25 protein-coding genes are annotated in these 26359 nt (G+C 68.6%); 17 read left to right on the top strand and 8 right to left on the bottom strand.

All coding sequences use genetic code 11. The features are described 5' to 3' along the window. Positions 1-70: 70 nt before the first annotated feature. The 5 genes from ACFUEJ_RS06815 (at position 71) to ahcY (ending at position 4263) form a co-directional block, all read left to right on the top strand. Positions 71-394: a WXG100 family type VII secretion target gene (locus ACFUEJ_RS06815; protein ID WP_014927790.1), complete on the top strand. Its 324-nt coding sequence runs from the start codon at positions 71-73 to the stop codon at positions 392-394. A gap of 46 nt (positions 395-440) precedes the next feature. After that, positions 441-743 (top strand): WXG100 family type VII secretion target, encoded by a 303-nt coding sequence (locus tag ACFUEJ_RS06810; protein WP_058251950.1) that lies wholly within the window; start codon positions 441-443, stop codon positions 741-743. Between the two features lie 188 nt (positions 744-931). Further along, a complete protein-coding gene (locus tag ACFUEJ_RS06805) occupies positions 932-2509 on the top strand; it encodes a sodium-dependent transporter (RefSeq protein ID WP_165629748.1) in 1578 nt (525 codons plus the stop codon). After that, the gene (locus tag ACFUEJ_RS06800; RefSeq protein ID WP_058251948.1) at positions 2506-2685 is read left to right on the top strand and encodes a methionine/alanine import family NSS transporter small subunit; all 180 of its coding nucleotides are present in this window, start codon (positions 2506-2508) and stop codon (positions 2683-2685) included. The genes ACFUEJ_RS06805 and ACFUEJ_RS06800 overlap by 4 nt, the downstream gene beginning before the upstream one ends. A gap of 108 nt (positions 2686-2793) precedes the next feature. After that, positions 2794-4263, top strand: a complete 1470-nt coding sequence (gene ahcY / locus ACFUEJ_RS06795) for an adenosylhomocysteinase (RefSeq protein ID WP_058251947.1) — start codon at positions 2794-2796, stop codon at positions 4261-4263. An 86-nt stretch (positions 4264-4349) separates the two neighbouring features. Here the strand turns inward: ahcY and ACFUEJ_RS06790 are convergent, their stop codons facing one another. Together ACFUEJ_RS06790 and ACFUEJ_RS06785 are read right to left on the bottom strand one after the other, a co-directional pair. Beyond that, a complete protein-coding gene (locus ACFUEJ_RS06790; RefSeq protein ID WP_388028277.1) occupies positions 4350-4985 on the bottom strand; it encodes a hypothetical protein in 636 nt (211 codons plus the stop codon). Positions 4986-5267: 282 nt separating this feature from the next. Further along, positions 5268-5921 (bottom strand): dTMP kinase, encoded by a 654-nt coding sequence (locus tag ACFUEJ_RS06785; RefSeq protein ID WP_388028274.1) that lies wholly within the window; start codon positions 5919-5921, stop codon positions 5268-5270. Positions 5922-6008: 87 nt separating this feature from the next. Between ACFUEJ_RS06785 and mtrA the strand changes: the two genes are divergently transcribed. The 3 genes from mtrA to lpqB are packed head-to-tail and all read left to right on the top strand — an operon-like array spanning position 6009 to position 10110. Further along, complete coding sequence (gene mtrA, locus ACFUEJ_RS06780) at positions 6009-6695, top strand: MtrAB system response regulator MtrA (RefSeq protein ID WP_091344371.1); 687 nt, start codon at positions 6009-6011, stop codon at positions 6693-6695. Beyond that, the gene (gene mtrB / locus ACFUEJ_RS06775; protein WP_058251944.1) at positions 6692-8365 is read left to right on the top strand and encodes an MtrAB system histidine kinase MtrB; all 1674 of its coding nucleotides are present in this window, start codon (positions 6692-6694) and stop codon (positions 8363-8365) included. Before mtrA ends, mtrB begins: the two co-directional genes overlap by 4 nt. Continuing rightward, complete coding sequence (gene lpqB / locus ACFUEJ_RS06770) at positions 8362-10110, top strand: MtrAB system accessory lipoprotein LpqB (protein ID WP_058251943.1); 1749 nt, start codon at positions 8362-8364, stop codon at positions 10108-10110. The genes mtrB and lpqB overlap by 4 nt, the downstream gene beginning before the upstream one ends. Positions 10111-10129: 19 nt before the next feature. Here lpqB and ACFUEJ_RS06765 read toward each other — a convergent pair whose 3' ends face one another. Then, positions 10130-10759 (bottom strand): ComF family protein, encoded by a 630-nt coding sequence (locus ACFUEJ_RS06765; RefSeq protein ID WP_388028357.1) that lies wholly within the window; start codon positions 10757-10759, stop codon positions 10130-10132. 395 nt (positions 10760-11154) lie between these two features. Between ACFUEJ_RS06765 and hpf the strand changes: the two genes are divergently transcribed. The 9 genes from hpf to ACFUEJ_RS06720 all read left to right on the top strand — a co-directional run bounded on the left by hpf (position 11155) and on the right by ACFUEJ_RS06720 (position 23172). Continuing rightward, positions 11155-11976, top strand: a complete 822-nt coding sequence (gene hpf / locus ACFUEJ_RS06760; RefSeq protein WP_058251942.1) for a ribosome hibernation-promoting factor, HPF/YfiA family — start codon at positions 11155-11157, stop codon at positions 11974-11976. A 152-nt stretch (positions 11977-12128) separates the two neighbouring features. Then, complete coding sequence (gene secA, locus ACFUEJ_RS06755; protein ID WP_068970072.1) at positions 12129-14957, top strand: preprotein translocase subunit SecA; 2829 nt, start codon at positions 12129-12131, stop codon at positions 14955-14957. 263 nt (positions 14958-15220) lie between these two features. Beyond that, positions 15221-15742, top strand: a complete 522-nt coding sequence (locus tag ACFUEJ_RS06750; RefSeq protein ID WP_321179882.1) for an Rv3235 family protein — start codon at positions 15221-15223, stop codon at positions 15740-15742. Positions 15743-15797: 55 nt separating this feature from the next. Beyond that, positions 15798-17288, top strand: a complete 1491-nt coding sequence (locus tag ACFUEJ_RS06745; RefSeq protein WP_068970074.1) for a wax ester/triacylglycerol synthase domain-containing protein — start codon at positions 15798-15800, stop codon at positions 17286-17288. 52 nt (positions 17289-17340) lie between these two features. Then, a complete protein-coding gene (locus tag ACFUEJ_RS06740) occupies positions 17341-17907 on the top strand; it encodes a DUF6912 family protein (RefSeq protein WP_068970075.1) in 567 nt (188 codons plus the stop codon). Positions 17908-17983: 76 nt separating this feature from the next. Continuing rightward, positions 17984-19099, top strand: a complete 1116-nt coding sequence (locus tag ACFUEJ_RS06735; protein WP_068970076.1) for a ferredoxin reductase — start codon at positions 17984-17986, stop codon at positions 19097-19099. A gap of 106 nt (positions 19100-19205) precedes the next feature. Next, positions 19206-20324, top strand: a complete 1119-nt coding sequence (locus tag ACFUEJ_RS06730; protein WP_068970077.1) for a GNAT family N-acetyltransferase — start codon at positions 19206-19208, stop codon at positions 20322-20324. A 232-nt stretch (positions 20325-20556) separates the two neighbouring features. Beyond that, positions 20557-21900, top strand: coding sequence for a fatty acid desaturase (locus ACFUEJ_RS06725; protein ID WP_065631850.1), 1344 nt, complete (start codon positions 20557-20559; stop codon positions 21898-21900). 72 nt (positions 21901-21972) lie between these two features. Further along, positions 21973-23172: a fatty acid desaturase gene (locus ACFUEJ_RS06720; protein WP_211538388.1), complete on the top strand. Its 1200-nt coding sequence runs from the start codon at positions 21973-21975 to the stop codon at positions 23170-23172. 11 nt (positions 23173-23183) lie between these two features. Here the strand turns inward: ACFUEJ_RS06720 and rsgA are convergent, their stop codons facing one another. The 5 genes from rsgA to ACFUEJ_RS06695 form a co-directional block, all read right to left on the bottom strand. Next, the gene (rsgA, locus tag ACFUEJ_RS06715; RefSeq protein ID WP_388028268.1) at positions 23184-24218 is read right to left on the bottom strand and encodes a ribosome small subunit-dependent GTPase A; all 1035 of its coding nucleotides are present in this window, start codon (positions 24216-24218) and stop codon (positions 23184-23186) included. Between the two features lie 22 nt (positions 24219-24240). Further along, positions 24241-25518 (bottom strand): 3-phosphoshikimate 1-carboxyvinyltransferase, encoded by a 1278-nt coding sequence (aroA, locus tag ACFUEJ_RS06710; RefSeq protein ID WP_068970079.1) that lies wholly within the window; start codon positions 25516-25518, stop codon positions 24241-24243. 72 nt (positions 25519-25590) lie between these two features. Further along, positions 25591-25974 carry a VOC family protein gene (locus ACFUEJ_RS06705; RefSeq protein ID WP_068970080.1) on the bottom strand — a complete coding sequence of 128 codons (384 nt, stop codon included), beginning with the start codon at positions 25972-25974 and terminating at the stop codon, positions 25591-25593. After that, positions 25975-26208, bottom strand: coding sequence for a hypothetical protein (locus tag ACFUEJ_RS06700; protein ID WP_068970081.1), 234 nt, complete (start codon positions 26206-26208; stop codon positions 25975-25977). Beyond that, positions 26192-26353, bottom strand: a complete 162-nt coding sequence (locus ACFUEJ_RS06695) for a hypothetical protein (protein WP_388028264.1) — start codon at positions 26351-26353, stop codon at positions 26192-26194. Before ACFUEJ_RS06695 ends, ACFUEJ_RS06700 begins: the two co-directional genes overlap by 17 nt. Between the last annotated feature and the right edge of the window lie 6 nt (positions 26354-26359).

Below are 26359 nucleotides of genomic sequence, written 5' to 3'. Positions count from 1 at the left end.
CAGGGGTATCTGTGTCACGGATACCAACGGGGGCATCGCCAAACGGTGCCGTTACACAGGAGGAGCACTCATGCTGAACTTGCCCGGAGCAGGCGGCGGCGCCGGCGTCACCGTGAACGTCGCGGACGGACAGGCCACCGCAGCCAAGGTCGGCAGTCTCGTCGAGGACATGAAGGCCGTCATCAACCAGATCGCCCAGCACGCCGGAAACGCCACACCCACGTGGCAGGGCTCGGCCGGTGTCGCGTTCGACGGCACGCACACCGACTGGAACAAGGCCGCGCTGACCATGAACCAGCTGCTGGAGCAGATCAAGACCCAGCTCACCAACGGCTTCGCCGGTTACGAGGACCAGGACGCGGCTGCCGCGCGCGGACTCAACACCAGCGTCTGACACCGGTCCGCATCCCGAACCTCACGTTCTGCGAAAGGAACCCACCATGAACGGCTCGATCAATTACGACTTCGCCGCTCTCGGCGATCTCAGCGGCGGCCTCCGGGCTGCCTTCACCCGGCTCGAGGACCTGAACTCGCAGCTCAAGGCGCAGGTCGCCGCCCTCGACGGGAACTGGAACTCCCAGCAGGCCAAGGCTGCCTACGTCGACGCGCAGGGCGCCTTCGATCGGATCTTCACCCAGTCCCGTGACTCGCTGACCGCGCTGGAGCAGGGTGTGAGCAACGCCAGCCGTGTCATGCAGGACACCGACGCAGCGATCGGAACGGGTTTCCGCGGTCTCGTCTGACCGCCGACCGACTCGTAGCCCGACGTCAGGACGGGGACCCACGGCCGTGCGCCGGGGGTCCCCGTTCGCGTTCGGGCGCGCCGTCTGCCAACGCCCGCGGGAGTCCCGCTTCGTGCGATAGCGTCGACGTCTACAGACCTCGCGGCACCCGTACCCCGAGGGCGCAGATCTCGACGAGGAGGTAAGCGGTGGCATCTGCCAAGACCGTCGGAGGTGGTCGGGAGCAGTTCACCCGGAACTCCGGCTTCATCTTCGCCGCAATCGGTTCCGCAGTGGGCCTCGGCAACATCTGGCGCTTCCCGGGCGTCGCGTACGAGAGCGGCGGCGGCGCGTTCCTCATCCCGTATCTGGTCGCCCTGCTGACCGCGGGCATTCCAGTGCTGTTCCTCGACTACGCGGTCGGGCACCGCTTCCGCGGCACCGCACCACTGTCGTTCCGACGCATCAAGAAGCCGGTCGAGGCGCTGGGCTGGTTCCAGACCGGTCTGCTGTTCGTCATCGGCGTCTACTACGCGGCGGTCATCGCCTGGGCCGCCAGCTACTTCTTCTTCTCGTTCAACCAGAGCTGGGGCGACGACCCGGCGACCTTCTTCACCCAGGACTACCTCCAGGTCGGTGATCCGGGTGTCTCGACGACCGTCGTCGGCGGCGTCGCACTGCCCCTGGTCATCGTGTGGCTCGCGGTGCTGGCCGTCCTGGCGCTCGGTGTCGCCAACGGCATCGAGAAGGTCAACATCGTGTTCATCCCGTTGCTGTTCATCGGGTTCACCGGGCTGGTGATCCGGGCAATCACCCTGCCCGGCGCCGCCGACGGGCTCAACGCCCTCTTCACCCCGCAGTGGGCCGCGCTGAAGGACCTCGACGTGTGGATCGCGGCCTACAGCCAGATCTTCTTCTCGTTGTCGATCGCGTTCGGCATCATGATCGCCTATGCGTCGTTCCAGCGACGCCGGGCCAACATGACCAGCTCGGGTCTGGTCGTCGCGTTCGCCAACTCCTCGTTCGAGATCCTCGCCGGCATCGGCGTGTTCTCGGCGCTCGGCTTCCTGGCCTACCAGCAGCAGGTGGCCGTCTCGGATCTCGAGGGTCTGACCGGTCCGATCCTGTCCTTCGTCACGTTCCCGGCCGTCATCTCGGAGATGCCGGGCGCCGCGTTCTTCGGGGCGCTGTTCTTCGGCTCGCTCGTGATCGCGGGCTTCACCTCGCTCATCTCGCTGATGATCGGTGTGTCCGGTGCGCTCCAGGACAAATGGGGCATCAGCCGCACCAAGGCGGCGGTCGGCGTCTCCGGCATCTGTGGTCTGATCTCGATCGCCCTGTTCTCCACGACCTCGGGCCTGATCGCCCTCGACACGGTGGACATGTTCGCCAACAACGTCGGCGTCGTCGCGTCGGCGATCATGATGACGGTCATCCTCATCTGGGTGCTCCGCCGCGGAGACATGCTGCGCCAGCACCTGAACGCCGTCTCGACGTTCAAGGTCGGCAAGATCTGGCTGGCGCTCGTCGGGGTCGTGGCGCCGATCTTCCTCACGATCATGCTGGTGCAGAAGGTGTGGTCGGTCATCGACGAGGGATATGAGGGATACCCGACGTGGTACCTCGGCGTCTTCGGCTGGGGCACGATCGCGCTGGTCGTCGTGGCTGCGGTGCTGCTCACCCTGCCGTCCTGGAAGGGCCGGGATCAACCGGACTTCCTACCGTGGCCACCGCTGGCCGACACCGGCCGCACCTCCGGCCCGTCCACGAAGGAGACCGTCCGATGAGCGGTATCGCCATCGTCATGCTCATCGTGTCGATCACCATCGTGTGGGGTGGGCTCGTCGCGAGCATCGTGTTCCTCCGTCGTCGGCCCGAGGTGGAGGACTTGGCGGAGGATCCGGACCTGGTCCGGGAGGACGCCGACCGCGCGGCCCGGCCCCACCCTTCGCGCGACACCTGAGGCTCGGAGCACCTGCCCCTCGGAACCGCCCGCTCGTTCGGTTAGCCTGGGTCGAACGCATTCGCGCCTGCATCGACGGGCGCCCGACGCGAACGACAAGGGGATCAAGTGACGACTGCTCAGGACGAGCTGAAGGCCGACAGCCGCAACGGAATCGACTACAAGGTGGCCGACCTGTCCCTCGCGGACTTCGGCCGCAAGGAGATCGAGCTCGCCGAGCACGAGATGCCCGGACTCATGGCGCTTCGACGCGAATACGCGGACGTGCTGCCGCTCAAGGGAGCTCGTATCTCCGGCTCGCTGCACATGACCGTGCAGACCGCGGTCCTCATCGAGACCCTCACCGCTCTCGGCGCCGAGGTGCGATGGGCGTCGTGCAACATCTTCTCCACCCAGGATCACGCGGCCGCGGCGATCGTCGTCGGGCCCAACGGCACGCCGGACGAGCCGAAGGGTGTGCCGGTCTTCGCCTGGAAGGGCGAGACCCTGGAGGAGTACTGGTGGGCGGCCGAGGAGATGCTGACCTGGCCCGGTGAACCGGCGAACATGATCCTCGACGACGGCGGGGACGCCACCATGCTGGTGCTCCGCGGTGCCGAGTTCGAGAAGGCCGGCGTGGTCCCGCCCGCGGAGGACGACCACCCCGCCGAGTACAAGGTGTTCCTCGAACTGCTGCGCAAGCGGTTCGAGACGGACAAGGGCAAGTGGACCGCGATCGCCGAGTCGGTCCAAGGCGTCACCGAGGAGACCACCACCGGTGTGCTGCGGCTGTACCAGTTCGCCGCCGCCGGCGACCTCGCGTTCCCGGCGATCAACGTCAACGACTCGGTCACCAAGTCGAAGTTCGACAACAAGTACGGGACCCGCCACTCGCTGATCGACGGCATCAACCGCGGCACCGATGTCCTCATCGGCGGCAAGAAGGTGCTGATCTGCGGCTACGGCGACGTGGGCAAGGGATGCGCGGAGTCGCTGGCCGGCCAGGGCGCCCGCGTCCAGGTCACCGAGATCGACCCGATCAACGCGCTGCAGGCGCTGATGGACGGCTTCGACGTCGTCACCGTCGAGGACGCGATCGGCAACGCCGACATCGTCATCACCTCGACCGGCAACCTAGGCATCATCACCCTCGAGCACATGCGGGCGATGAAGCACCAGGCGATCCTGGGCAACATCGGCCACTTCGACAACGAGATCGACATGGCCGGCCTCGAGCGGTCGGGTGCCAAGCGCATCACCGTCAAGCCGCAGGTCGACCAGTGGATCTTCGAGAACGGCAAGTCGATCATCGTGCTCTCCGAAGGCCGTCTGCTCAACCTCGGCAACGCGACCGGTCACCCCTCGTTCGTCATGAGCAACAGCTTCTCGAACCAGGTCATCGCGCAGATCGAACTCTGGACGAAGAACGACGAGTACGACAACGAGGTCTACCGCCTGCCCAAGCACCTCGACGAGAAGGTGGCCCGCATCCACGTGGAGGCGCTCGGCGGCAAGCTCACCAAGCTCACCAAGGAGCAGGCCGAGTACATCAACGTCGATGTCGAGGGGCCGTACAAGCCCGAGCACTACCGCTACTGATCGAACCCCCGGTCATAGAAAAGGAGCCCCACCTCGGTGGGGCTCCTTTTTCTATGACCGGGGGTTCGAAAGCCGGGTTCCCGAAGTCAGGTTCCGATGTCGGGTTCGGCGTCGGGGCAGTAGATCCACGAACCCTCCTCCTTGAGGAAGCGCTCGTTCGACTTCTCCGATGCCGTTCTCTCCGTGCCCTTCTCGAGGTGGGACACGACCTCGGACTGGGCGACGTCGCCGTCGAAGACCGTGTCGAGGAAGCCGTCGAGAACGATGTCTCCGCCGTCGGCAGGGGGCACGCCGGTGATCCGGTCGCGGGACTGGGTGCACACCGCGGCGCGCATTCGCGCGACGTCGCGCTCGTTGCGGGCGGTGATGTAGGCGAGCAACGCCGCCCGGATCTCGGAAAGGGCGGTGTAGTCGGTCGATCCCGGCTCCGACCCGCTCTCACTCGGCGACGGGTCGTCGGAGGCGGAGGTCGGGCCCGATGTCGCGCTCGACGAACCGGCGACCACGGTGTCGTCCGACGACGATCTGGTCACCACCACCGTGAGCACCAGGGCGATCACCGCGACGACCGCGACGCCGCCGAGCACCCAGGCGACGATCACCCCGGTGTTGCCGCGCGGCGGCGGGCCGGGCGGGCCCCCGAATCCGGGAGCCCCGGCCCCGGGGGGACCATACTGTCCCGGGGCGAACGGGGGGCGGCCGTACGGGGCGGGCGGCGGCACCGGCCCCCGGTCGGGCGGAGGGCCGTATCCCCCCGGGCGATGCGGACCGGGCACTGGTTGCCGACCCGGGCCGTACTGCTGACCGGGACCCTGTTGACCGGGGCCCTGCCTGCCGGGACCCGGCGGGCCCGAACCCTGTGGACCCGAGCCCGGCCGGCCGGGGCCCGGCGGACCGTACGGCGGCGGTCCACCACCTGGTGGCGGTGGCTGATAGGTCATGAAACGCCCTTCAGAATCGGTGGTCCCAGGCTATCGAAAGGGTGCCGCGAGGTCATGGACGCGTCATTCGGTCGGTGCTGTCCGGTCGGTACGGAGGTCGTCGGCCAGGCCCCCGACATCCTCGCCGTCGAACAGGTACCAGGGCGACATCCAGCCGTCCCCCGCGAGTTCGCGGTAGACGGCGTCGACCCGGCGCTGCAGGGCGTCGTCGCGTTCGTAGGCGTCCCGGGCTCGCGCCGCGTCCTGGTCGGCGCGCGACGCCGCACGCTGCATCGCGACCTCCGGTGACACCCCGAGCAGGACATGGCGGTCGGGGACCGGCATGTCGAATCGGCCGAACTCCAGGTCGACGACCCACCGCACCATCTCACCGCCGGCGCCCTGCTCCAGACGTGCGGCGTTGTAGGCGGCGTTGGACGCGACATAGCGGTCCAGGATCACGATGTCGTGGGCGTCGGTGGCGGCGTGGATGTCCTCGACCGCTCCGGCCCGGTCGAGCGCGAACAGGAGTGCCATCGCGTACACGCTGTCGCGTAGGTCACCGTGCGAACCGTGGAGCGCTTCGGCCGCGATGTCGGCGGTCGCCGACCGGCCGTAGCGGGGGAAGGTGAACGTCGCGACCCGGAGTCCGGCCGCTGACCATCGGTCGATCAGACCGGTGACCAAGGTGTTCTTGCCGGCGCCGTCGAGTCCTTCCACGGCTATCAATTGACCCACGCCGGGGAGTCTAGGTGGTTAAACCAACGGGTCAGAACGTCCGTCCCGGCGCGTCGATCACCACGGTTTCATCACGGTGATGTCACCATTGACAACATGAAACCCCGCATCCTCGTCGTCGACGACGACGCCGCACTCGCCGAGATGCTGACGATCGTGTTGCGCGGCGAGGGTTTCGAGCCCTTCGTGGTGGGCGACGGCACACAGGCTCTGACTGCGGTCCGGGAGATCCGTCCCGATCTGGTGCTTCTCGACCTCATGCTGCCCGGCATGAACGGCATCGACGTCTGCCGTGTGCTGCGTGCCGATTCGGGTGTGCCCATCGTGATGCTGACGGCGAAGTCCGACACCGTCGATGTGGTGCTGGGCCTGGAATCCGGCGCCGATGACTACATGGTCAAACCGTTCAAGCCGAAGGAGCTGGTCGCCCGGGTGCGTGCGCGCCTGCGCCGGACCGACGAGGAACCGGCCGAGCTGCTGTCGATCGGCCCGGTGGAGATCGACGTGCCCGCCCACAAGGTCACCCGCGATGGCGTGCCGATCTCGCTGACCCCGCTCGAGTTCGACCTGCTCGTCGCGCTCGCGCGCAAGCCCCGTCAGGTGTTCACCCGCGATGTCCTCCTCGAACAGGTGTGGGGATACCGGCACCCGGCGGACACTAGACTCGTCAACGTGCATGTCCAGCGGTTACGCGCCAAGGTCGAAACCGACCCGGAGAATCCCGAGGTCGTCCTGACGGTGAGGGGGGTCGGCTACAAGGCCGGCCCGCCGTGATCGGTCGATCTCGACGACGGGTCAACAGCACTCTCGGACGCTTCACCCGCACCGCCGGCGCTGTCGGACGTGCCTTCGGGCACATCTGGCGGCGCTCGCTGCAATTGCGGGTCGTGGTGTCCACGTTGGTGCTGTCGGTCGTCGTTCTCCTCATTCTCGGCTTCGTCCTCGTCACCCAGATCACCGACCGGTTGCTCGACGTCAAGCTGGCGGCGGCGACCGAGGAGATCGATCGCGCCCGCATCTCGGTGGAGCGCGATCTGTCGAGCGGCGCGGGCAACATGTCCGTCCAGAACCGTTTGCGTCAGACGCGGTCCCTGCTCACCGACCGGGACGCCGACACCGGGCAGGCGTCGGGTGCCGTCGGTGCCTTCGACACCGTCCTGCTGGTACCGGGCGGCTCCGACAACGGGGTCGCGAGCGGCGTCGGGCCGACGGCCGAGGTGCCGTCGAACCTGCGGGACATGGTCCGCGGCGGTCAGGTGGCCTACCAGTACACCCAGGTCCCCGACGGGACGGGGGGTCGGGCGCCGGCGCTGATCGTCGGCAGTCCCACGAACGCCTCGGTGCCCGGCCTCGAGTTGTACCTGGTGTTCCCGTTGACCGCGGAACAGAACACGCTCGACCTCGTCCGCGGCACGCTGCTGACGGGCAGCATCGTGCTGCTCGGTCTGCTGGCCGCGATCGCGTGGCTCGTGTCGCGTCAGGTCGTCATCCCGGTGCGGTCGGCGTCGCGGATCGCGGTGCGGTTCGCCGACGGCCGACTGAAGGAGCGAATGCCGGTCCGCGGTGAGGACGACATGGCCCGGCTCGCGATGTCCTTCAACGACATGGCCGAGAGCCTGTCCAAGCAGATCACCCATCTCGAGGAGTTCGGCGGACTGCAGCGGCAGTTCACCTCCGACGTCAGCCACGAACTGCGTACACCGCTGACCACCGTGCGGATGGCCTCCGACGTGCTCTACGAGGGCCGCGAGGATCTCGACCCGGTCCGCAAGCGGTCGGTGGAACTGCTGGACAAGGAACTCGACCGCTTCGAGACGTTGCTCAACGAGCTCCTGGAGATCTCGCGTCACGACGCCGGAATGGCCGAACTGGCCGCCGAGCGGATGGACATGGCCATCCCGATCGACGGTGCCCTGGCCACCGTCGGTCACCTCGCGGAGGAGACCGGCACCGAGCTCGTCCTCGATCTCCCGGCCGAACCCGTCCTGGCCGAGATCGATCCGCGTCGCGTCGAACGCATCCTGCGGAACCTGCTCGCCAACGCCATCGATCACGGCGAACGGAAACCGGTGACGCTCACCATGCGTTCGGATGGTGACGCGGTGGCCATCACCGTGCGCGATCAGGGCATCGGACTGCGGCCGGGGGAGGAGAAGCTGGTGTTCAACCGGTTCTGGCGATCCGACCCGTCGCGATTCCGGCGCTCGGGCGGTACCGGCCTCGGCCTGGCCATCAGCATCGAGGACGCCCGCCTGCACCAGGGGCGCCTCGAGGCGTGGGGTGAACCGGGCAAGGGCGCGTGCTTCCGGTTGACGTTGCCGCTCGTGCGCGGGCACAAGGTCCTCGGTTCGCCGCTGCCCCTGAAATCGGTGGGCACCCTGCAGCGCACATCCGCGCCCAGGACGGGTGGGCGCGCCGCGGGCCCGGGAGCGGGTGCCGAATGACGCGGTCATCCCGGTCCGGCCGCGCCGTCCTGGCGCTGGCGCTCGGCATCGCGGCGCTGCTGCTGGTCACCGCGTGCGGGGCGATCCCCAACGACTCGTCTCCCCAGCCGATCAAATCGTTCGAACGGGAGGGCGCGACCAACGCCGTCCCGGTGCCCCAGGCCGACATGGATCCCGAGGCCCTGGTGCGGGCCTTCCTCAAGTCCACCGTCGATCCCGACTCGGCGCATCGGTCGGCGCGCGCCTTCCTGACCTCGGTCGCCTCGCAGCAGTGGGACGACCGCGGCGACGCGCTGATCGTCGACGAGATCAACACCTTCGTCGACCAACGCAACGAGGACTCGGTGCGGATGCGGCTCATCGGCGACAACGTCGGGACCCTCAAGTCCGACGGTCAGCTGCTGCCGGCCTCGGGACGGGTCGAGACCAGCATCAGCCTCACCCGCTCGGGAGACCAGTGGCGCATCGACGGGCCCCTGCCGAACGGCACGATGATCGACCGGGACCAGTTCGACAGCACCTACCGGCCGGTCTCGCTGTACTACAGCGACCGCACCGGGCGCCGGCTCGTCCCCGACCCGCGCTGGCTCTACGCGGGACAGGCGACCGACCCGACCGTGCTGGTGAACCGGTTGATCGCGGGACCCGCGTCGGACCTCGCGGCGGCAGTGGACAGCGGTTTCCCCAACGGAGCCGCACTGCGGGGTCCGGTCGTCGGCCTCGCCGGCGGCGGGGTACGTGTGGATCTCGACGGCATCGGGAGCGCCCCCGCGCGGGATCGCAACCTGCTGGCGGCGCAGATCATCTGGACGCTCGACGGCGCCGACATATCCGGGCCCTACGTCATCGACGCCGACGGCGCGCCGCTGGCCGCCGAACGCGCCTCCGGATGGCAGACCACCGACGTGCGGGCCTTCGATCCGAACTCTGTGCCCACCACCGATGTCGGGCTCAACATCGTCACGGGCGGCGCGTTGCGAGCGGTGACCGACACCGCGACCGTGCCGGTGCAGGGGCCGCTCGGGTCGGCGCGCGATCTGCGGTCGGCGACCATCTCCGACAACGGGGCGCGGGTGGCCGCGGTCCGGAGTCTGTCCGGACCCGAGCGCAGGCTCGAACTGGTGATCGGCGACTACGGCGGCGACGTCGGACCGATCGTCGGCGGGTCGTCGATCACCCGGCCGTCGTTCGGCTCCGACGAGAACACCGTGTGGGTCGTCGTCGACGGCAAACCGATCCAATGGCAACGCGACGACGACGGCACCGCCACCGTGCCCGTCGAGGCTTCGGCGATCCCGACGGTCGCGCGAGGCGCGATCACCGAGATGCAGGTGGCCCCGGACGGTGTGCGCACCGCACTGGTGGTCGGCGGACAGATCGTCTTCGCGGTGCTGTCGACCAACACCGAGGGCCAGGTCTCGCTGACCAGCCCGCGGATCGCGGCCTACAACATCGGCAACCGCGCGGTCTCGGTGGACTGGGCGTCGCCGACGACGCTGATGATCGCGCGCGAGGCACCCGAGTCGCCGGTGGTGCAGCTGTCGATCGACGGCACCCCGGCGGTCGGCCTGCTGAGCGGCAACGTGTCCCCGCCGGTGCGGGCGGTCGTCGCCAACGCCTCGACGATCTACGTGGGCGATCAGCGCGGTGTGCTGCGACTCGGCAGCAGCAACGGCCAACCCGACCAGTACTGGACCGAGGTCGAGCCGGCGATGATCGAGGGCGCGATCCCGGTCCTCCCCTGAGGTACCCGAGCCGCTACCGTCAGGCAGCCGCGAGCACGACGACCGCCGCGACGTCGACGCCGTTCTCGGCGAGCACGCGCACTGATTCGGTCACGGTCGCGCCGGTCGTCAGCACGTCGTCGACCAGGATCGCGCTCGCCCCGGGGGTCGGGACGGCGCCGGAGCGCAGCCGGACGGCCCCGCGCAGATTCCGGGCGCGGGCCCGGGCGTCGAGTCCGGCGGAGTCCCGTGCCGTCGCCGAGGTCACCAGCAGCGGTGCGACCCGTACCCGTCGGCCCAGTGCGGGCGCCGCGTTCGCCGCCACCGCCGTGACGGGGTCCCCGCCGCGTCGCCGCGCCGTCATCCGGCGGGTCGGTGCCGGGATCAGCAGCATCCGTTCGGCGTCGGGGAGCTCACCCCACCGGGCCAGCACGCGGACACCGAGCGCGAGGGCGGTGCCGAGGGGCCGGGCGAGATCGCGACGGTCGTGTTCCTTGAGCGCGATGATCGCCTGCCGATGCGGACCGCGGTACCGGCCCAGCGCCCAGACCGGGACGCCGGGCGCGACCCGAGGGTGGGCCGAGATCGGGGCGTCGGACAGCGCGCGCTCGCACCGACGGCACCACCGGGTCCCCGGGCGACCGCACCCGCCGCAGACCATCGGGAACATCAGATCGGCTCCCGCCTCGAAGACCTCCCGGCGCCACGTCACGCGCCGACGGTAGTGCACCTCGCACAGGTGTGCGGGGCGGTGGGCGAGGGTGTGCACAACCGGGGCACGGGTGCTCGCGGGAGGATCTCGTGCCCGTTCGTCCCGACATGCCGACGCCGCGCCGCAAAACGTGGCCGATACCGGAACTTGCGGCTACGGTCGGGGGTACAGCAGGTTGCCGGAGGCCGTCGAGGTGTGCCGGCCACGACCGCTTTTGCCGGGAGGTGATGCCCCTGTCTTTGAGTGTCAGCTGTCAGCTGACATGGACACATCCTCGGTGCCGTTCGAATCGCCAGTGCGACAACAGATCACGGCGATTCAACCGGCTTCGGGACAATTCAGGAGGTAGTTGAATGTCCACAGTCATCCACCGCAAAGGCCAGCGCGAACCGAAGACCGCCGACCCACGGCCGACCGTGGAGGAGGGTCCCGCGCCCGACCGCCGATCAACCGAGAACGATTCCTACGATCCGGAGTTCGCCTTTGTCCGCCCACCGGGAACGGTGGACGCCGACGAGCCGGCCGAACCCACCGCGAAGGTCGTGTTCAGCGGCCGCAACGTCGAGATCCCCGACCACTACCGCATCTACGTCGGCGACAAACTCGCTCGTCTCGAGCGATTCGATCCGACCATCTACCGATTCGACGTCGAGCTGAACCACGAGCGCAACCGGAGACAGTCCAAGGTCTGTCAACAGGTGGAGATCACCGCGACGGGCAAGGGGCCGATCGTCCGGGCGCAGGCCTGCGGCGAGAACTTCTACGCCGCCCTCGAACACGCGCTCGACAAGGTCGAGTCCCGGCTGCGCCGCGTCAAGGACCGCCGCCGTGTCCATCACGGCAACCGCCGGCCGCTCTCGGTCGCCGAAGCCACCGAGATCGGTGCGCCGCCCCTCCGCGACAACCAGCTCTCCGTGGACGGTTTCGTCGGTGATCCGAACTCGACGGCGGCCGACTCCGCCGAACAGTGGGACGACGGCGTGGAGGAATACACACCCGGTCAGATCGTCCGCGTGAAGGAGCACACGGCCGTGCCGATGACCGTCGACGACGCGCTCTACGAGATGGAACTGGTCGGCCACGACTTCTTCCTGTTCCACGACAAGGAGACCGACAAGGCGTCCGTCGTCTATCGCCGGCACGCCTTCGACTACGGGCTCATCAGGTTGACCTGACGCCCGAGCGGGCCCCGCAGGCGGTCATCCGGTCGATGTCCGACGATCCGATCAGGGTCTGCTCAGCTCACCTCGGTACCATGGGATCCGGTCTGTGCGTTCGCGCGGGCCGGATTCCGTGTGTTTTCTACAGGTGAGGGACTCGATCCACGGTGCTGAACAAGCTGTTGCGTGTCGGCGAAGGCCGCATGGTCAAGCGACTCGATGCGATCGCATCGCACGTCGAGACGCTGTCCGATGACGTCGAGGCGTTGACCGACGCCGAGTTGCGTGCCAAGACAGACGAGTTCAGAGAGCGCATCGCCGACGGGGCGTCGCTCGACGAGCTGCTGCCCGAGGCCTTCGCGGTCGCCCGCGAGGCGGCGTGGCGAGTGCTCGACCAGAAGCACTTCCACGTGCAGATCATGGGCGGGGCGGCGCTGCACTACGGGAACATCGCCGAGATGAAGACCGGTGAGGGCAAGACGCTCACCTGTGTGCTCCCGGCCTACCTCAACGCGCTCTCCGGCGACGGCGTGCACGTGGTCACCGTCAACGACTACCTGGCCAAGCGCGACTCCGAGTGGATGGGCCGCGTGCACCGGTTCCTCGGTCTCGACACCGCCGTCATCCTCACCGGCATGAGCTCGGCCGCGCGGCGCGAGGCCTACGCCGCCGACATCACCTACGGCACGAACAACGAATTCGGCTTCGACTACCTGCGCGACAACATGGCGCACTCGCTCGAGGACCTCGTCCAGCGCGGCCACTCGTACGCGATCGTCGACGAGGTCGACTCGATCCTCGTCGACGAGGCCCGTACCCCGTTGATCATCTCCGGCCCCGCCGAGGGGTCGAGCAAGTGGTACACCGAGTTCGCGCGGATCGCCCCGCTGCTCGAGCGCGACGTGCACTACGAGGTCGACATCAAGAAGAAGACCGTCGGTGTCCACGAGGCCGGCGTCGAGTTCGTCGAGGACCGCCTCGGCATCGACAACCTCTACGAGGCCGCCAACTCGCCCCTGGTCAGCTACCTGAACAACGCGATCAAGGTCAAGGAGCTGTTCCAGCGCGACAAGGACTACATCGTCCGCAACGGCAACGTCATGATCGTCGACGAGTTCACCGGCCGCGTGCTCGACGGGCGTCGCTTCAACGAGGGCCTGCACCAGGCCATCGAGGCGAAAGAGGGCGTCGAGATCAAGGCCGAGAACCAGACGCTCGCCACGATCACACTGCAGAACTACTTCCGCCTCTACGAGAAGCTGTCCGGGATGACCGGTACCGCCGAGACCGAGGCCGCCGAGTTCGACCAGATCTACAAGCTCGGGGTGCTGCCGATCCCGACCAACAAGCCGATGATCCGCAAGGACCAGGGTGACCTGATCTACAAGACCGAGGAGGCGAAGTTCGCCGCGGTCGTCGACGACGTCACCGAGCGCCATGCGACGGGTCAGCCTGTCCTGATCGGTACGACCAGCGTCGAGCGTTCGGAATACCTCTCCCGCCAGCTCAAGAAGCGCGAGATCCCGCACAGCGTCCTGAACGCGAAGTTCCACGAGCAGGAAGCGCAGATCATCGCCGAGGCGGGTCGGCTCGGCGCGGTCACCGTGGCCACCAACATGGCCGGTCGCGGTACCGACGTCGTGCTCGGCGGCAACCCCGACATCATCGCCGACACCCGGCTTCGCAAGGCCGGTCTCGACCCGGTGCAGACCCCCGACGAGTACGAGGCCGCGTGGGACGAGGCCATCGAGGTCGCCCGCACCGACGCCGCGAAGGAGGCCGAGGAGGTCCGCGCGGCCGGCGGTCTGTACGTGCTGGGCACCGAACGCCACGAGTCACGCCGTATCGACAACCAGCTGCGCGGCCGTTCCGGCCGCCAGGGCGACCCGGGTGAGTCGCGGTTCTACCTGTCGGTCGCCGACGAGCTCATGCGTCGATTCAACGGCGGTGCGCTCGAGGCGATCATGAACCGGCTGCCCGACGACGTCCCCATCGAGGCGAAGATGGTGACCAAGGCGATCCGCAGTGCGCAGACGCAGGTCGAGCAGCAGAACTTCGAGATGCGCAAGAACGTGCTCAAGTACGACGAGGTGATGAACGAGCAGCGCAAGGTCATCTACGCCGAGCGCCGCACCATCCTCGAGGGCGAGGATCACCACGAGCAGGTCAAGCAGATGGTCGACGACGTCGTCGGGGCCTACGTCGACGGTGCGACCGCCGAGGGTTACGCCGAGGACTGGGATCTCGACGAGCTGTGGACCGCACTGCGTGCGCTGTACCCGATCGAGCTCGATCCGAAGGATGTCGTCGGTGAGTCCGAATACGGTGAGCGCGATGACATCTCGGCCGACGAGCTGCGCGAGAAGCTCGTCGCCGACGCGCGCGCCGCGTACGACACCCGTGAGAAGCAGATCGACGCGATCGCCGGCGAGGGCGCGATGCGACAGCTCGAACGGAGCGTGTTGCTGAGCGTGCTCGACCGCAAGTGGCGCGACCACCTGTACGAGATGGACTACCTGCGCGAGGGCATCCACCTGCGTTCGATGGCCCAGCGTGACCCGGTCGTCGAGTACCAGCGCGAGGGCTTCGACATGTTCCACGGCATGCTCGAGGGCTTGAAGGAAGAGACGCTGAGCATCCTGTTCAACGCGCAGGTGCAGACACAGCAGCCGGCGGCCGAGCAACCGCTCCCGAGTGCTGCCGACCTGCGCGCGGCCGTGGGCGCGGGTGCCCCGGCACCGGTGCCCGCTCCCGCTCCGGCCGCCGACTCCGGTGCTCAGGCCCCGGCCGCCCTGCGGGCCCCGACTCAGTCGGCGGACGCGGCGGTCACATACTCGGGCCCGGGCGAGGGCGGCGGTACGGTCGTGCACTCCGAGGAGGAGGAGCTCTCGGGCGCCGCGGAATCCGCCAGCCGTCGCGAGCGCCGCGCCGCGGCCCGCGCCACCACCAAGGGGTCCCGGCCGAAGCCGCCGAAGTCCAAGAAGCAGCGCCGCTGACCGGCGCCCCAAGCGGGTGCCGCCACCAGCAGTGACCGCCGACGGTCGGTCCCGGAGATGTCCGGGACCGACCGTCGGCGTTTTTCTCGGATTCGATGGAACCGGGACGCCGCCCCGTGCGTCCAAATCCCATGCGTCCACTCCTGGCGGGTCCTGAACTCGCACCCACGAGCACGTCGCGGCCGCACGGATCGCGGCCGTCGCAGCAGACACCGCGGGTCCGGGTTCGTCCGGCGCCGCCGTACGAGCCCGCCGGTCCGGTGGTGGCAGCACCGCACGGCCTTGCGACTCCGACGGCCATCCGGCCGTTCCCGGGGTCGGCTCCGGGTGCCGGTTCGGCGCGCAAGACCGCGGTCGCCGCGGCCGAGGCCCGCCGCTTCACCGTTGCGGTGTCCCGGCTGCTGTTCGAGGTGGTCGATCGGCGTCGCTCGGTCGCGCACCTCGGCGACGTCGTGTCGCCGGCGATCGCCGACCAGGTCGCAGCCCTCGTCCGGCACGACGCCTTTCGGATTCCGGAGTCGACCGGAACCGGGACGCCGGGGACCGCATCGACGCCGGTGGCGCAGGTGTCGACCGGGAACGTGCTGCGGCGCGTGCACGTCCAGGTGTGCGATCCCAGCGCCGCAGAAGTGTTCGGCTCGTACGAGGGGGGTGGGCGGCTCCGGGCGTTCGCGGGCCGCATCGAGCGTAAGCCGATCCGGGTCCGTGGCGCCGCGGACCCGGGCCGGCGATCGTTGGGTCGAGTGGAATACCGGTGGCAGCTGGTGGCCCTCGAGTTCGGCTGACGGGTAGCTCCTGCGCAGACCACGGAAATCCGCGTCGGCGGTTACGATCGGCGTCGTGGTCACCCGTCTGTCGCCCCGCGACGCGATGTACTACTTCCTCGACGATTCGCGGTCCACGACCCACCTCGGGGCGTTGCTGATCGTCGATCCCGCGGCCGCGCTGGCCACCTCGGAGAACGCCGAACCGGGCGACGCCGGATCCGAAGCGTCCGACGCGGCCAGGCGAGCGTCACGGCAGTCGACGCTCGACTACGCGGGTCTGGTCTCGCTGGTCGAGAACCGCCTGCAACTCATCCCGCGGTATCGCCAGGTCGTCCGCGAGGTGACGCTCGGCCTCGCGCGCCCGGTCTGGGTCGACGACCCCGACTTCGACATCAACTTCCACATCCGTCGCGCGGGTCTGCCGCGGCCCGGTGGAGCCGTCGACGTCGACGAACTCGTCGCCCGGGTGATGTCGCGGCCGCTCGATCGCACGCGACCGCTCTGGGAGATGTATCTCATCGAGGGTCTCGCCGACGGCCGACTCGCGATCCTGACCAAGTCGCACCGATGCCTCATCGACGATGCCGGCAGCCGGGAGATCAGTGAGGTCATCTGCGACGACACCGAGTCAGCCGAACCGCTGCCGGAGGAGCTGTGGATGCCGGGCAGGCCGCCGGGCGGCACCCATCTCGTCGCCGGTGCCCTCGCCGAGGCGCTCGCGCGTCCGGGCGACCTCGTGGACACGGTGCTCCACGGCAACGGACTCGTGTCCGAGATGCGGTCCGCCGTGGGCACGACCGTGCGGCGCGTGGGGGACGTGGTGTCGCAGCTGACCGATTCGGCGCCACGCAGTCCGTTGAACAACGCGGGTACCACCACCCGGTCCTTCACCACCGTCGCGCTGCCGCGACGGGGCTGCGCAAAGGTCGCCGAGCATCACGGTTGCACCATCAACGACGTCGAGCTGGCCATCATCTCCGGGGTCATGCGCAAGTGGATGCTGTCGTTCGATCCGGCCGAGGTGCCCGCCGACACCGTGCGGGTCGTCGTGCCGCTGTCGGCACGCGACCCGGGTGTCGAGCGCACTGCCGAGCCGGAACCCGGGTGGATCGGGGTCGGCAAACCGAGTTTCGTCACCGATCTGCCGGTGGGGGAGAGCAATCCGGCCGTTCGGCTGGCGCAGGTGGCCGGTCTGGCCGACCGATATGCGCAGTCGTCGCGCCGGATGACTCTCGGTCCCAGCCCGCTTTTCCCCGAACTGGGTGTGGTGCCGTTCCCGGAGATCAGCTCTCGGGCGTTCCGGTCGCTGAACAGCCGTGCGTACAACGTGCCGGTGGCGATGAGCACGTCGCCGGTGCCGGACCGTTTCGTCCTCGGCGCACCGGTGCGCCAGGTCTTCTCGATTCCCACCCTCGTGTCGCAGCGTGCGCTGGCGATCAGCGTCGTCGAGTACCGTGACCATCTGCACTTCGCCTTCGTCGCCGACCGCGGGGTCATCGCCGATCTGCCCGCGATGGCCGACTACGTCTTCGAGTCCCACGAAGAGCTGACCCAGAAGAGTTGACCCAGAAGAGCTGACCCAGCCCCACCGCTGGCCGAACGGGAGTAGTTGACGAATGAGGGTGTACCTGCCGGCGACGTTGGCGATGCTGTTGCGGCTCGATACCGACGGCGAGTTCCGTCCGCTGGGCGGCACGGGTTTCGCCCTGACGCCCGCGCTGCGTGAGGCCTTCGTCTCCGGGGACGACGAGGAGCTGTCCGAGGTCGCGCTGCGTGAGGCCGCGCGTGCGTCGCTGCGCCTGCTAGCCGGGGAGGCCCCGGAGGTCGGCGACCGCGAGTCGGAGTCCGAACTGGTCGCCGACGAGGCGGTCACCGACCCCGCGGACACCCCGCGTCTGCCGCCCCGGCGCGTGGTCGTCGCGGCCGACGTGGAGGACGTGACACTGCGTCCCGACCTGGACGACGCGGTGGTGAAGATCTCCGGGCCCGTCCCGGTGTCGGCGATCGCGTCGGTGCATGTCGACGTCGCCGAGGCGGAGCCGAAGGTCCGTGCGGCCGTGGTGGTCATCGACGCCGCCGACATGGGTGATCTCGATGCCGAACTCGCGGTCGGCGACGTCGAGGACTTCGATCTCGCGTGGTACGCGACTCAGGAACTGCCGTTCCTCCTCGAGCTGCTCTGAACCGAAACACTAACCTACGGTTGCGTAGGTTATGGTGGCTCCGACACGTTCCCCGACGTCGAAGGCGGTAAGTGAGATGGGTTTGCTCGAGAGGTTCGAGGAACCGGTTTCCGGCGTCGCGGCCCGCAGCCGCGGCTCGCAGTGGGCCCGCGCCGCGCTCACCCGGATCACGACGCCGCTCCTGCCCGACGACTATCTCCACCTGGCGAATCCGTTGTGGTCGGCCCGCGAGCTGCGGGGCAAGGTCGTCTCGGTGACCAAGGAGACCGAGGACACCGCGACGATCCGCATCCGGCCCGGTTGGGGCTTCTCGTTCGACTACGCCCCGGGTCAGTACATCGGCATCGGCGTCCTGATGGAGGGCCGCTGGGCGTGGCGTTCCTATTCGCTGACCTCGACCCCCGACTCGTCGGCGAACGACAAGACGATCTCGATCACGGTCAAGGCGATGCCCGAGGGCTTCCTGTCCAGTCACCTGGTGAACGGTCTCCAGCCCGGCACGGTCGTCCGTCTCGCCGCACCGCGCGGGGAGTTCGTGCTGCCGGACCCGTTGCCGGCGAAGGTTCTCTTCGTGACCGCCGGAAGCGGACTCACGCCCATCATCTCGATGCTGCGCACCGCACGACACCGCGACCAGCGCACCGACATCACACTCGTGCACTCGACGCCCACGCCGGCCGATCTGCTCTTCGCCGACGAACTCCGGGATCTGGCGGACAGCGGCGTCGTCGACCTGCATGTGCAGTACACGCGATCCGACGGGCAGATCACTCCCGAAGTGCTGCCGTCCCTCTGCGCCGACTGGCGCGAACGTCAGACCTGGGCGTGCGGACCCGCCGGGTTCCTCGACGGCCTGCAGCGCCTGTATGCGGAGGCGCACCTGACCGAGCAGTTGCACATCGAGCGGTTCGCCCTCGAACGCGGCGTCGTCGGGGCCCAGGGCGGTACGGTCACGTTCTCCCGGTCCGGGAAGTCGGCGGTCGTCGACGGCGCGACCACGCTGCTCGAGGCGGGGGAGGCCGCGGGCGCGATGATGCCGTTCGGATGCCGGATGGGGATCTGCCAGAGCTGCGTGGTCATGCTCGACAAGGGATGCGTGCGCGACCTGCGCTCGGGCGTCGAACACGTCGAGGGCGAACGCATCCAGACCTGTGTTTCCGCTGCGGCGGGAGACTGCACCCTCGCCGTCTGAGCAGCGTCTTCGTCTCGTGTGGCTCGCGCCCATCGGTGAGCCGGTAGGGTGAACGACGTGCGTGGCGAGAGGAATCTGTTCTGTGGAAACGCCGGCGAAGGCACCAGTGACCGCTGAGGCCCCGGTCCCCAGCGAGATCCCCGTCCTGAGTGACGGAGGCGTCACCCTACGGCCGCATGAGCCCCACGACCTCGACCGGATGGTCGAACTCGCGGCGGATCCGGCCATGATGCGGTGGACCCCGATCCCGGCACCGTACAGCCGTGCGGCAGCCGAGCGCTTCGCCCTCGACTACGCGCCGCGCAGCTGGGCGCAGGGCACCCGGATGTTGTGGGCCGTCGAATTCGACGGCCGGTTCGTCGGCACCGTCGACATCGAGGGCGAAGGACCGCTCACCCGACTCAGCTACGACCTGCACCCCGACGCCCGCGGGTGGGGCGTGATGAAGCGCGCCGTCCTGCTGGCCGTCAACTACGCATTCACCGAGGCGGACAAAGAGGTCGTCCGATGGACGACCGTCGCCGGCAACATCGACGCGCTGCGGGTGGCCCACTCCTGCGGTTTCCGTCTCGACGCCGCGGTCCCCAACGGCATCGAGGTCCGCGGTCACATCCGCGACGCCTGGGTCGGATCGCTGCACGCAGGCGATCCTCAGCATCCCAAGACCGATTGGCGGACAGACGTTTTCGAGACCGAACGGTTCCGCCTGCGGCCGCTCGCGGAGACCGACGATCCGCGCATCCGGGAGACGCTCGACGACCCGGTGTCGCGCAAGTACCTGTTCGCGCGCCCCGATCCGCTGGAACTCGAACACGCCGCGGCCGAACGCCTCCGCAAGTGGTGGACGGCCGCGCAGGGCACGACATGCACCTGGGCGGTGGCGGATCGCGAGACCGACGACTACCTGGGCGACATCACCCTGCTGCACATCGACGAGGTCACCGGCGCCGAGGCGGGTTTCTACACGCACCCCGAGGCCCGCGGCAAAGGCGTTCTCGGCGAAGCATTTCCGGCTGCGGTCCGGTACGCCTTCGACAAGCTGGGGTTCCGCCGCCTCACCCTCTTCGCCGCCGACAGCAACGAGGGCAGCAAGAAGCTCGCCCGCATCGCCGGCTTCCGCGAGTTCGGCACACAGAAACTCGCCGCCCGGTCCGACGGCGTCTTCGAGGACCTCGTGGGATTCGAGCTGTTCCGCGACGACTACGAGGCCGACCGCAAGGACTGACGAGTCCCGCCCCGTCGACCGTGCACTGTCTCGCGTCGACTGTGCAGCTTCCTCGCCGGCACGGAACCCGTTCCGTTGATCGGTTGAGTCCCGGTTCGTCACACTCACTGGACACGACGCCGTCGCCAACCTACGCTTGCGTAAGTTACGGAAACGTAGGCGTAGGCAGCGGTCGACACGCGCACCTCGAAGTCGCGCCATCGACCGACCACCGGCGAAGGGAACCACACGTATGGCGATCTCCGACATCCCCGAATACGCGCACCTGACCGAGTCCGACGTGGCCGCATTGGGAGCCGAACTCGACGCGATCCGCGCCGACATCGAAGCCGACCGTGGTGAGCGGGATGCGCGGTACCTGCGCAACACGATCCGGTTCCAGCGCGGGCTGGAGGTCACCGGCCGCGCCCTGCTGTTCGGTTCGACTCGGAAGTCGGCCTGGTGGGCGGGTGCGTGCGCCCTCGGCGTCGCGAAGATCGTCGAGAACATGGAGCTCGGGCACAACGTGATGCACGGGCAGTGGGACTGGATGAACGACCCGGAGGTGCACAGCACCACCTGGGAGTGGGACAACACCGACCCGTCGGCGCACTGGAAGCACACCCACAACTACATCCATCACAAGTACACGAACGTGCTGGGCATGGACGACGATGTGGGCTACGGACTGCTGCGCGTCACGCGCGATCAGCGGTGGCGTCCGTTCAACTACGGAAATCTCGTCTACAACACGATTCTCGCGCTCGCCTTCCAATACGGGGTCGCCGTGCAGCATCTCGAGCTGGGCAAGAAGCGCAAGACCCCGGAGGCCCAGGAAGAGTTCCGGCGCAATCGCAACGAGGTCCTGTCGAAGATCGGCAAGCAGGTCGCCAAGGACTACCTCGCGTACCCGGCGCTGGTCAGTGCCGCCACCGGGCACAAGGTCGGGTACGGCCGCGCGTACGCCAAGGCTGCGACCGCGACCGCGCTCGGCAACGTCATCCGCAACGTGTGGAGCAACGCAGTCATCTTCTGCGGTCACTTCCCGGACGGCGCGGAGAAGTTCACCAAGCAGGACATCGACAACGAGACGCAGGCGGAGTGGTACCTGCGCCAGATGCTCGGCAGCGCCAACTTCGACGCCGGATTCCCGCTGGCCTTCATGAGCGGGAATCTGTCGTACCAGATCGAGCACCACATCTTCCCCGATCTCCCCAGCAACCGGTACGCCGAGATCGCGGTACGTGTGCGCGCGCTCTGCGACAAGTACGACCTCCCGTACACCTCGGGTCCGTTCCCGGTGCAGTACGCGAAGGCGTGGCGGACCATCGCCAAGCTCTCGTTGCCGGACAAGTACCTGTCGGCGACCGCGGACGACGCACCCGAGACCGCTTCCGAACGCCGCTTCAAGCAGGGCCTGCCGGAAGGTGCGCGTCTGCAGGCGACGATCGACGAGACGACCGGCGCGCGCCGGGGACTCCGCTCGGCCATTGCGTCGCTCCGCTCCCGGCGGCGAGACCAGGGTTCGCTCCGCTCGCTTCGTTCCCGAATCGGTGTCGATACGTCGGCCGCCCGCTCCGACGAGCAGGCCGCCTGATCGGCGCAGGTCAGACGGCCGGCACACATCGAGACCAAGGCAGTGGCCTCGACAGGGGCATAATGAGGCGCAATGGCAATCACTGATATCAACGAGTACGCGCACCTGACCGACGCCGACGTGGAAGCACTCGGTGCCGAGCTCGACGCGCTCCGCCGCGAGATCGAGGCGGACCGCGGCATGCGCGACGTCCGGTATCTCCGGCGCACCATCTTGGCGCACCGTGCTCTCGAGGTCGCAGGCCGCGCGGCTCTCATGGGCAGCCGTTCCCGGCCGCTCTGGCTGCTGGGCACCGGAGCGCTCGCGCTGTCGAAGATCATCGAGAACATGGAGCTCGGGCACAATGTGATGCACGGGCAGTGGGACTGGATGAACGACCCGGAGGTCCACTCGACCACCTGGGAATGGGACATGGTGTGCGCCTCGCCGCACTGGAAGCACTCCCACAACTACATCCATCACAAGTACACCAACGTCCTCGACATGGACCACGACGTCGGTTACAAGACCCTCCGGGTCACACGGGACGAACCGTGGAAGCCCAAGCAGCTCCTCCAGCCGGTCACCAACATCCTGCTCGCCGCGCTGTTCGAGTGGGGGATCGGTCTGCACGACCTCTCCATCAAGGACGTCATCTCGGGGAAGAAACCCAAAGAGGTCGCGATCCCGCAGCTGAAGGTGTTCGCGCGCAAGGTCGGCAAGCAGTTGGCCAAGGACTATGTCCTGTTCCCCGCGCTGTCGGGACCGAACTTCAAGCACACGCTGACCGCGAACCTCAGTGCCAATCTGATCCGCAACGTTTGGGCCTACGTCGTCATCTTCTGTGGGCACTTCCCGGACGGCGCGGAGAAGTTCACCGCGGAGTCGCTCGAGAACGAGACCCAGGGCCAGTGGTACCTGCGCCAGATGCTCGGCACGGCCAACTTCGACGCCGGGCCCGCGATGGCCTTCTTCAGCGGAAATCTCTGCTACCAGATCGAACACCATCTCTACCCGGACCTGCCGAGCAACCGGTACGCCGAGATTGCGGTGCGGGTACGCGCGCTCTGCGACAAGTACGATCTGCCCTACACCACGGGATCGATTGTGGTGCAGTATCTTCAGACGCTGCGCACGATCAACAAGCTGGCCCTGCCCGACTCGTTTCTGCGCGACACCGCCGACGATGCCCCGGAAACCGCGTCGGAGAAGCGTTTCGCCGGGATGACCCCCCGCGCCGCCGGCCTCAAGACCGCGATCCGCGAGCTGCGCGCCCGGCGTCGCCGGCGGTAGCACGCGCGCGGTCACTCCGCCGTCCGTGGCTCCTCGGCCGCGTCACCCTCGCCGCCGCTGACCGCCACCAAGAGGTGGCGCACGGCCATCGCGCGACGATACGAGTGACCGGTCAGCTCGTCGAGCTTGCACTCGGGATCGGCCGGTGGGCCCAGATGTGTACAGCCGCGGGGACATTCCTCGATGGCGGCGTGGAGATCGTCGAAGGCGGCGACGATGTCGTCGGGTCCGACGTGCGCGAGTCCGAACGACCGGATGCCGGGGGTGTCGATGACCCAGCCACGCGGGCCACCGTCATCGGGCAGGGCCAACGCCACCGACTGGGTGGACGTGTGCCGGCCCTTGCCCACTCCCGACACCACGCCGGTCGCCCGATATGCGTCCGGGACGAGACGATTGACCAGAGTGGACTTGCCGACCCCGGAGTGGCCGATGAATGCGGTGATCCGACCGCGCAACGTCGACAGGATCTCGTCGAGCGGGTCGTCGCGGCCCGCGCACACCACCGGCAAGTCGAGATCGGCGAAGGCCGCGGTGAATTCGGCGGGATCGGCGAGATCCGATTTCGTCAGGCACAGGATGGGGGACAGGCCGCCCACATAGGCCGCGGCCAGTGCGCGTTCGACGAATCCGGTGCGCGGCGGTGGATCCGCCATGGCGGTCACGATGAGGAGCGCATCAGCATTCGCCACGACGATCCGCTCGTAGGGGTCGGAGTCATCGGCGGTGCGGCGCAACACCGTTCGACGATCGGCCACCCGGACGATACGCGCCAGCGTGTCGGGCCGGCCGGACAGGTCGCCCACCAGCGACACGTCGTCGCCGACGACGATCGGGGTGCGACCCAGCTCTCGGGCGCGCATCGCGACGACGCGCCGATCCGGGTCGCCGTCGAGCACCACGCCCCAGCGACCGCGATCGACCGAGACCACCATGCCCTGCTCGGCGTCGTCGTGCGACGGTCGCGTCTTGGTGCGCGGTCGGGTGCCCTTCCCGGGACGGACCCGGACGTCGGATTCGTCGTAGCTCGCCGCGCGGCGACTCAACGGCGCGCCCGTCCTCGAGAGCTCATGCGCGCCCCAACATCTGCTGCCACATCCCTGGGAAGTCCGGCAGCGTCTTGCTCGTCGTCTCGATGTCGGCGACCACCACACCGGGTGTCACCAGGCCGACAATGGCTCCGGCGGTGGCCATCCGGTGGTCGGCGTAGGACTCCCAGGTACCCCCGCGTAACGGGGAGCCGGCGGTGCCGGTGATGCGCAGTCCGTCGCCGGTTTCGGCGCATGTCCCACCAAGGCGGGTGATCTCGGTGGTGAGCGCGGCGAGCCGGTCGGTCTCGTGGCCGCGGAGATGGGCGATCCCGGACAGTACCGACTCGCCGTCGGCGAGCGCGCACAGCGCGGCGATGGTGGGGGTGAGCTCGCCGATGTCCCGGAGGTCGAGGTCGACGGCCTTGAGCACCTCGGGGCCGCGCACCGACAGCGTGCCGTCGAGGTGCTCGACGGCGCAACCCATCGCGGCGAGGACGTCCGCGATCCGTGCACCGGGCTGCGTGGTCACGGCGGGCCAGTACGGCACCCGCACGGTACCGCCGGTGACGGCTGCCGCGGCGAGGAACGCGGCGGCGTTCGACAGGTCGGGCTCGACCGTCCAGTCGACGGCCGCGATCGGTCCGGGTGCGACGCGCCAGACATTCGGTTCGGAGGTGTCGACGACGACGCCGGCCGTCGCCAGCATCTCCACGGTCATGTCGATGTGCGGGGTCGACGGGACGGCCGCGCCGACGTGCCGGACGACGACGCCGGCCTCGAACCGGGCCGCCGACAACAGGAGCCCCGACACGAACTGCGATGACCCGGATGCGTCGATGGTGACCTCGCCGCCGGGCACGGTGCCGGCAGCGTCGATGGTGAACGGCAATCGATCGCCGTCGACGGCGACACCCAGCCCGCGCAACGCGTCGAGGATGGTGGTCTGCGGCCGTTCGCGCGCGTGGGGATCGCCGTCGAAGACCACGCGCCCGGTGGCCAGGGCCGCGGCCGGCGGCAGGAACCGCATCACGGTCCCGGCGAGGCCGCAGTCGATCGCGGCACCCCGCAGGGGTCCGGGCACGATCGAGACCGTGGTCTCGCTCGCGGGGTCGATGCGGATCTCGGCGCCCAGGGCCTCGAGCGCGGCGAGCATCAGGTTCGTGTCGCGGCTCCGGAGGGTTCCACGGACGGTCGACGGCCCCTCGGCGAGGGCGGCGAGGACGAGAGCGCGGTTGGTGATCGACTTGGAACCCGGCAACTCCACGGTTGCATCCAGGCCGCCCTTGGTGATCGTCGGCGCGTTCCAGGAACTCATGGCGTCCAGTCTGTCATGGGGTGCTCACGTTCCCCGGCGCCGATGGGGCGTCCACGGCGATGGGTTCCCGATCTATCGCGTGTCCTTGCGCAGCGGGTGATCGGCGGGGATCTGGACGACGATCAAGGTCCGGCCGTCGGGATCGGTCGCGTGCATCTCGATGAGACCCCACGGCTCGGTGCGCGGCTCGCGGGTCACGGGAACGCCGCGGTCGCGGAACTCGGCGGCGACGGCCTCGGCATCCCGGACCTGAAGCCAGAGAACCGAATCGCTGGACGGGGCCGGCTCGTCGGTCTTCATGTGCGACGAGATCTCGATGAGCCCGTTGCCGGCGAAGAACACGACACCACCCGGATACTCGCGGTGGACCGGCAGACCGAGCCGCTCGCGGTAGAACGCCTGCAGGCGTTCGGGATCGGCCGAGAGCAGGAGCACCCGGCTGGCCAGGACCTCCATCTACTGCCCCTCGGTGGTGCCGGCGGAGCCGCCCAGGGCGTGTCCGCGGTTGAGGTCGCTCCCGTGGCTCGCGGCCTCGTACGCGGCCCGTTCGCGGGCCAGCCGTTCCGTCTCGCCGATGGGCGTCGAATCGCCGAACGCGAACGCGGAATCGTGCGGCCACTCGTGCGGGAGGTCGGGGTCGACGATGCGCCCGTCGTCGTCGATCGGCTCGAGATCAGAACTGGGGGACATGGGTTCCACGATAGGCCGAACCGGGCGCGGTGCGCGGGATTCGGGAGCGGCCCGACCGTTGCGCGATCGTGCGGTCGTCGCAGTACAACCGCAAGGTCGGCGGCCTACCGTTGTCGTCGGGGTCGGGCGTTTCGTACGCGATCACCGGGAG

Origin of the sequence: Gordonia sp. NPDC057258 (genome assembly GCF_042668985.1) — a bacterium.
Taxonomy (GTDB): domain Bacteria; phylum Actinomycetota; class Actinomycetes; order Mycobacteriales; family Mycobacteriaceae; genus Gordonia; species Gordonia hongkongensis.
This window is presented reverse-complemented; position numbering and strand designations above follow the sequence as displayed.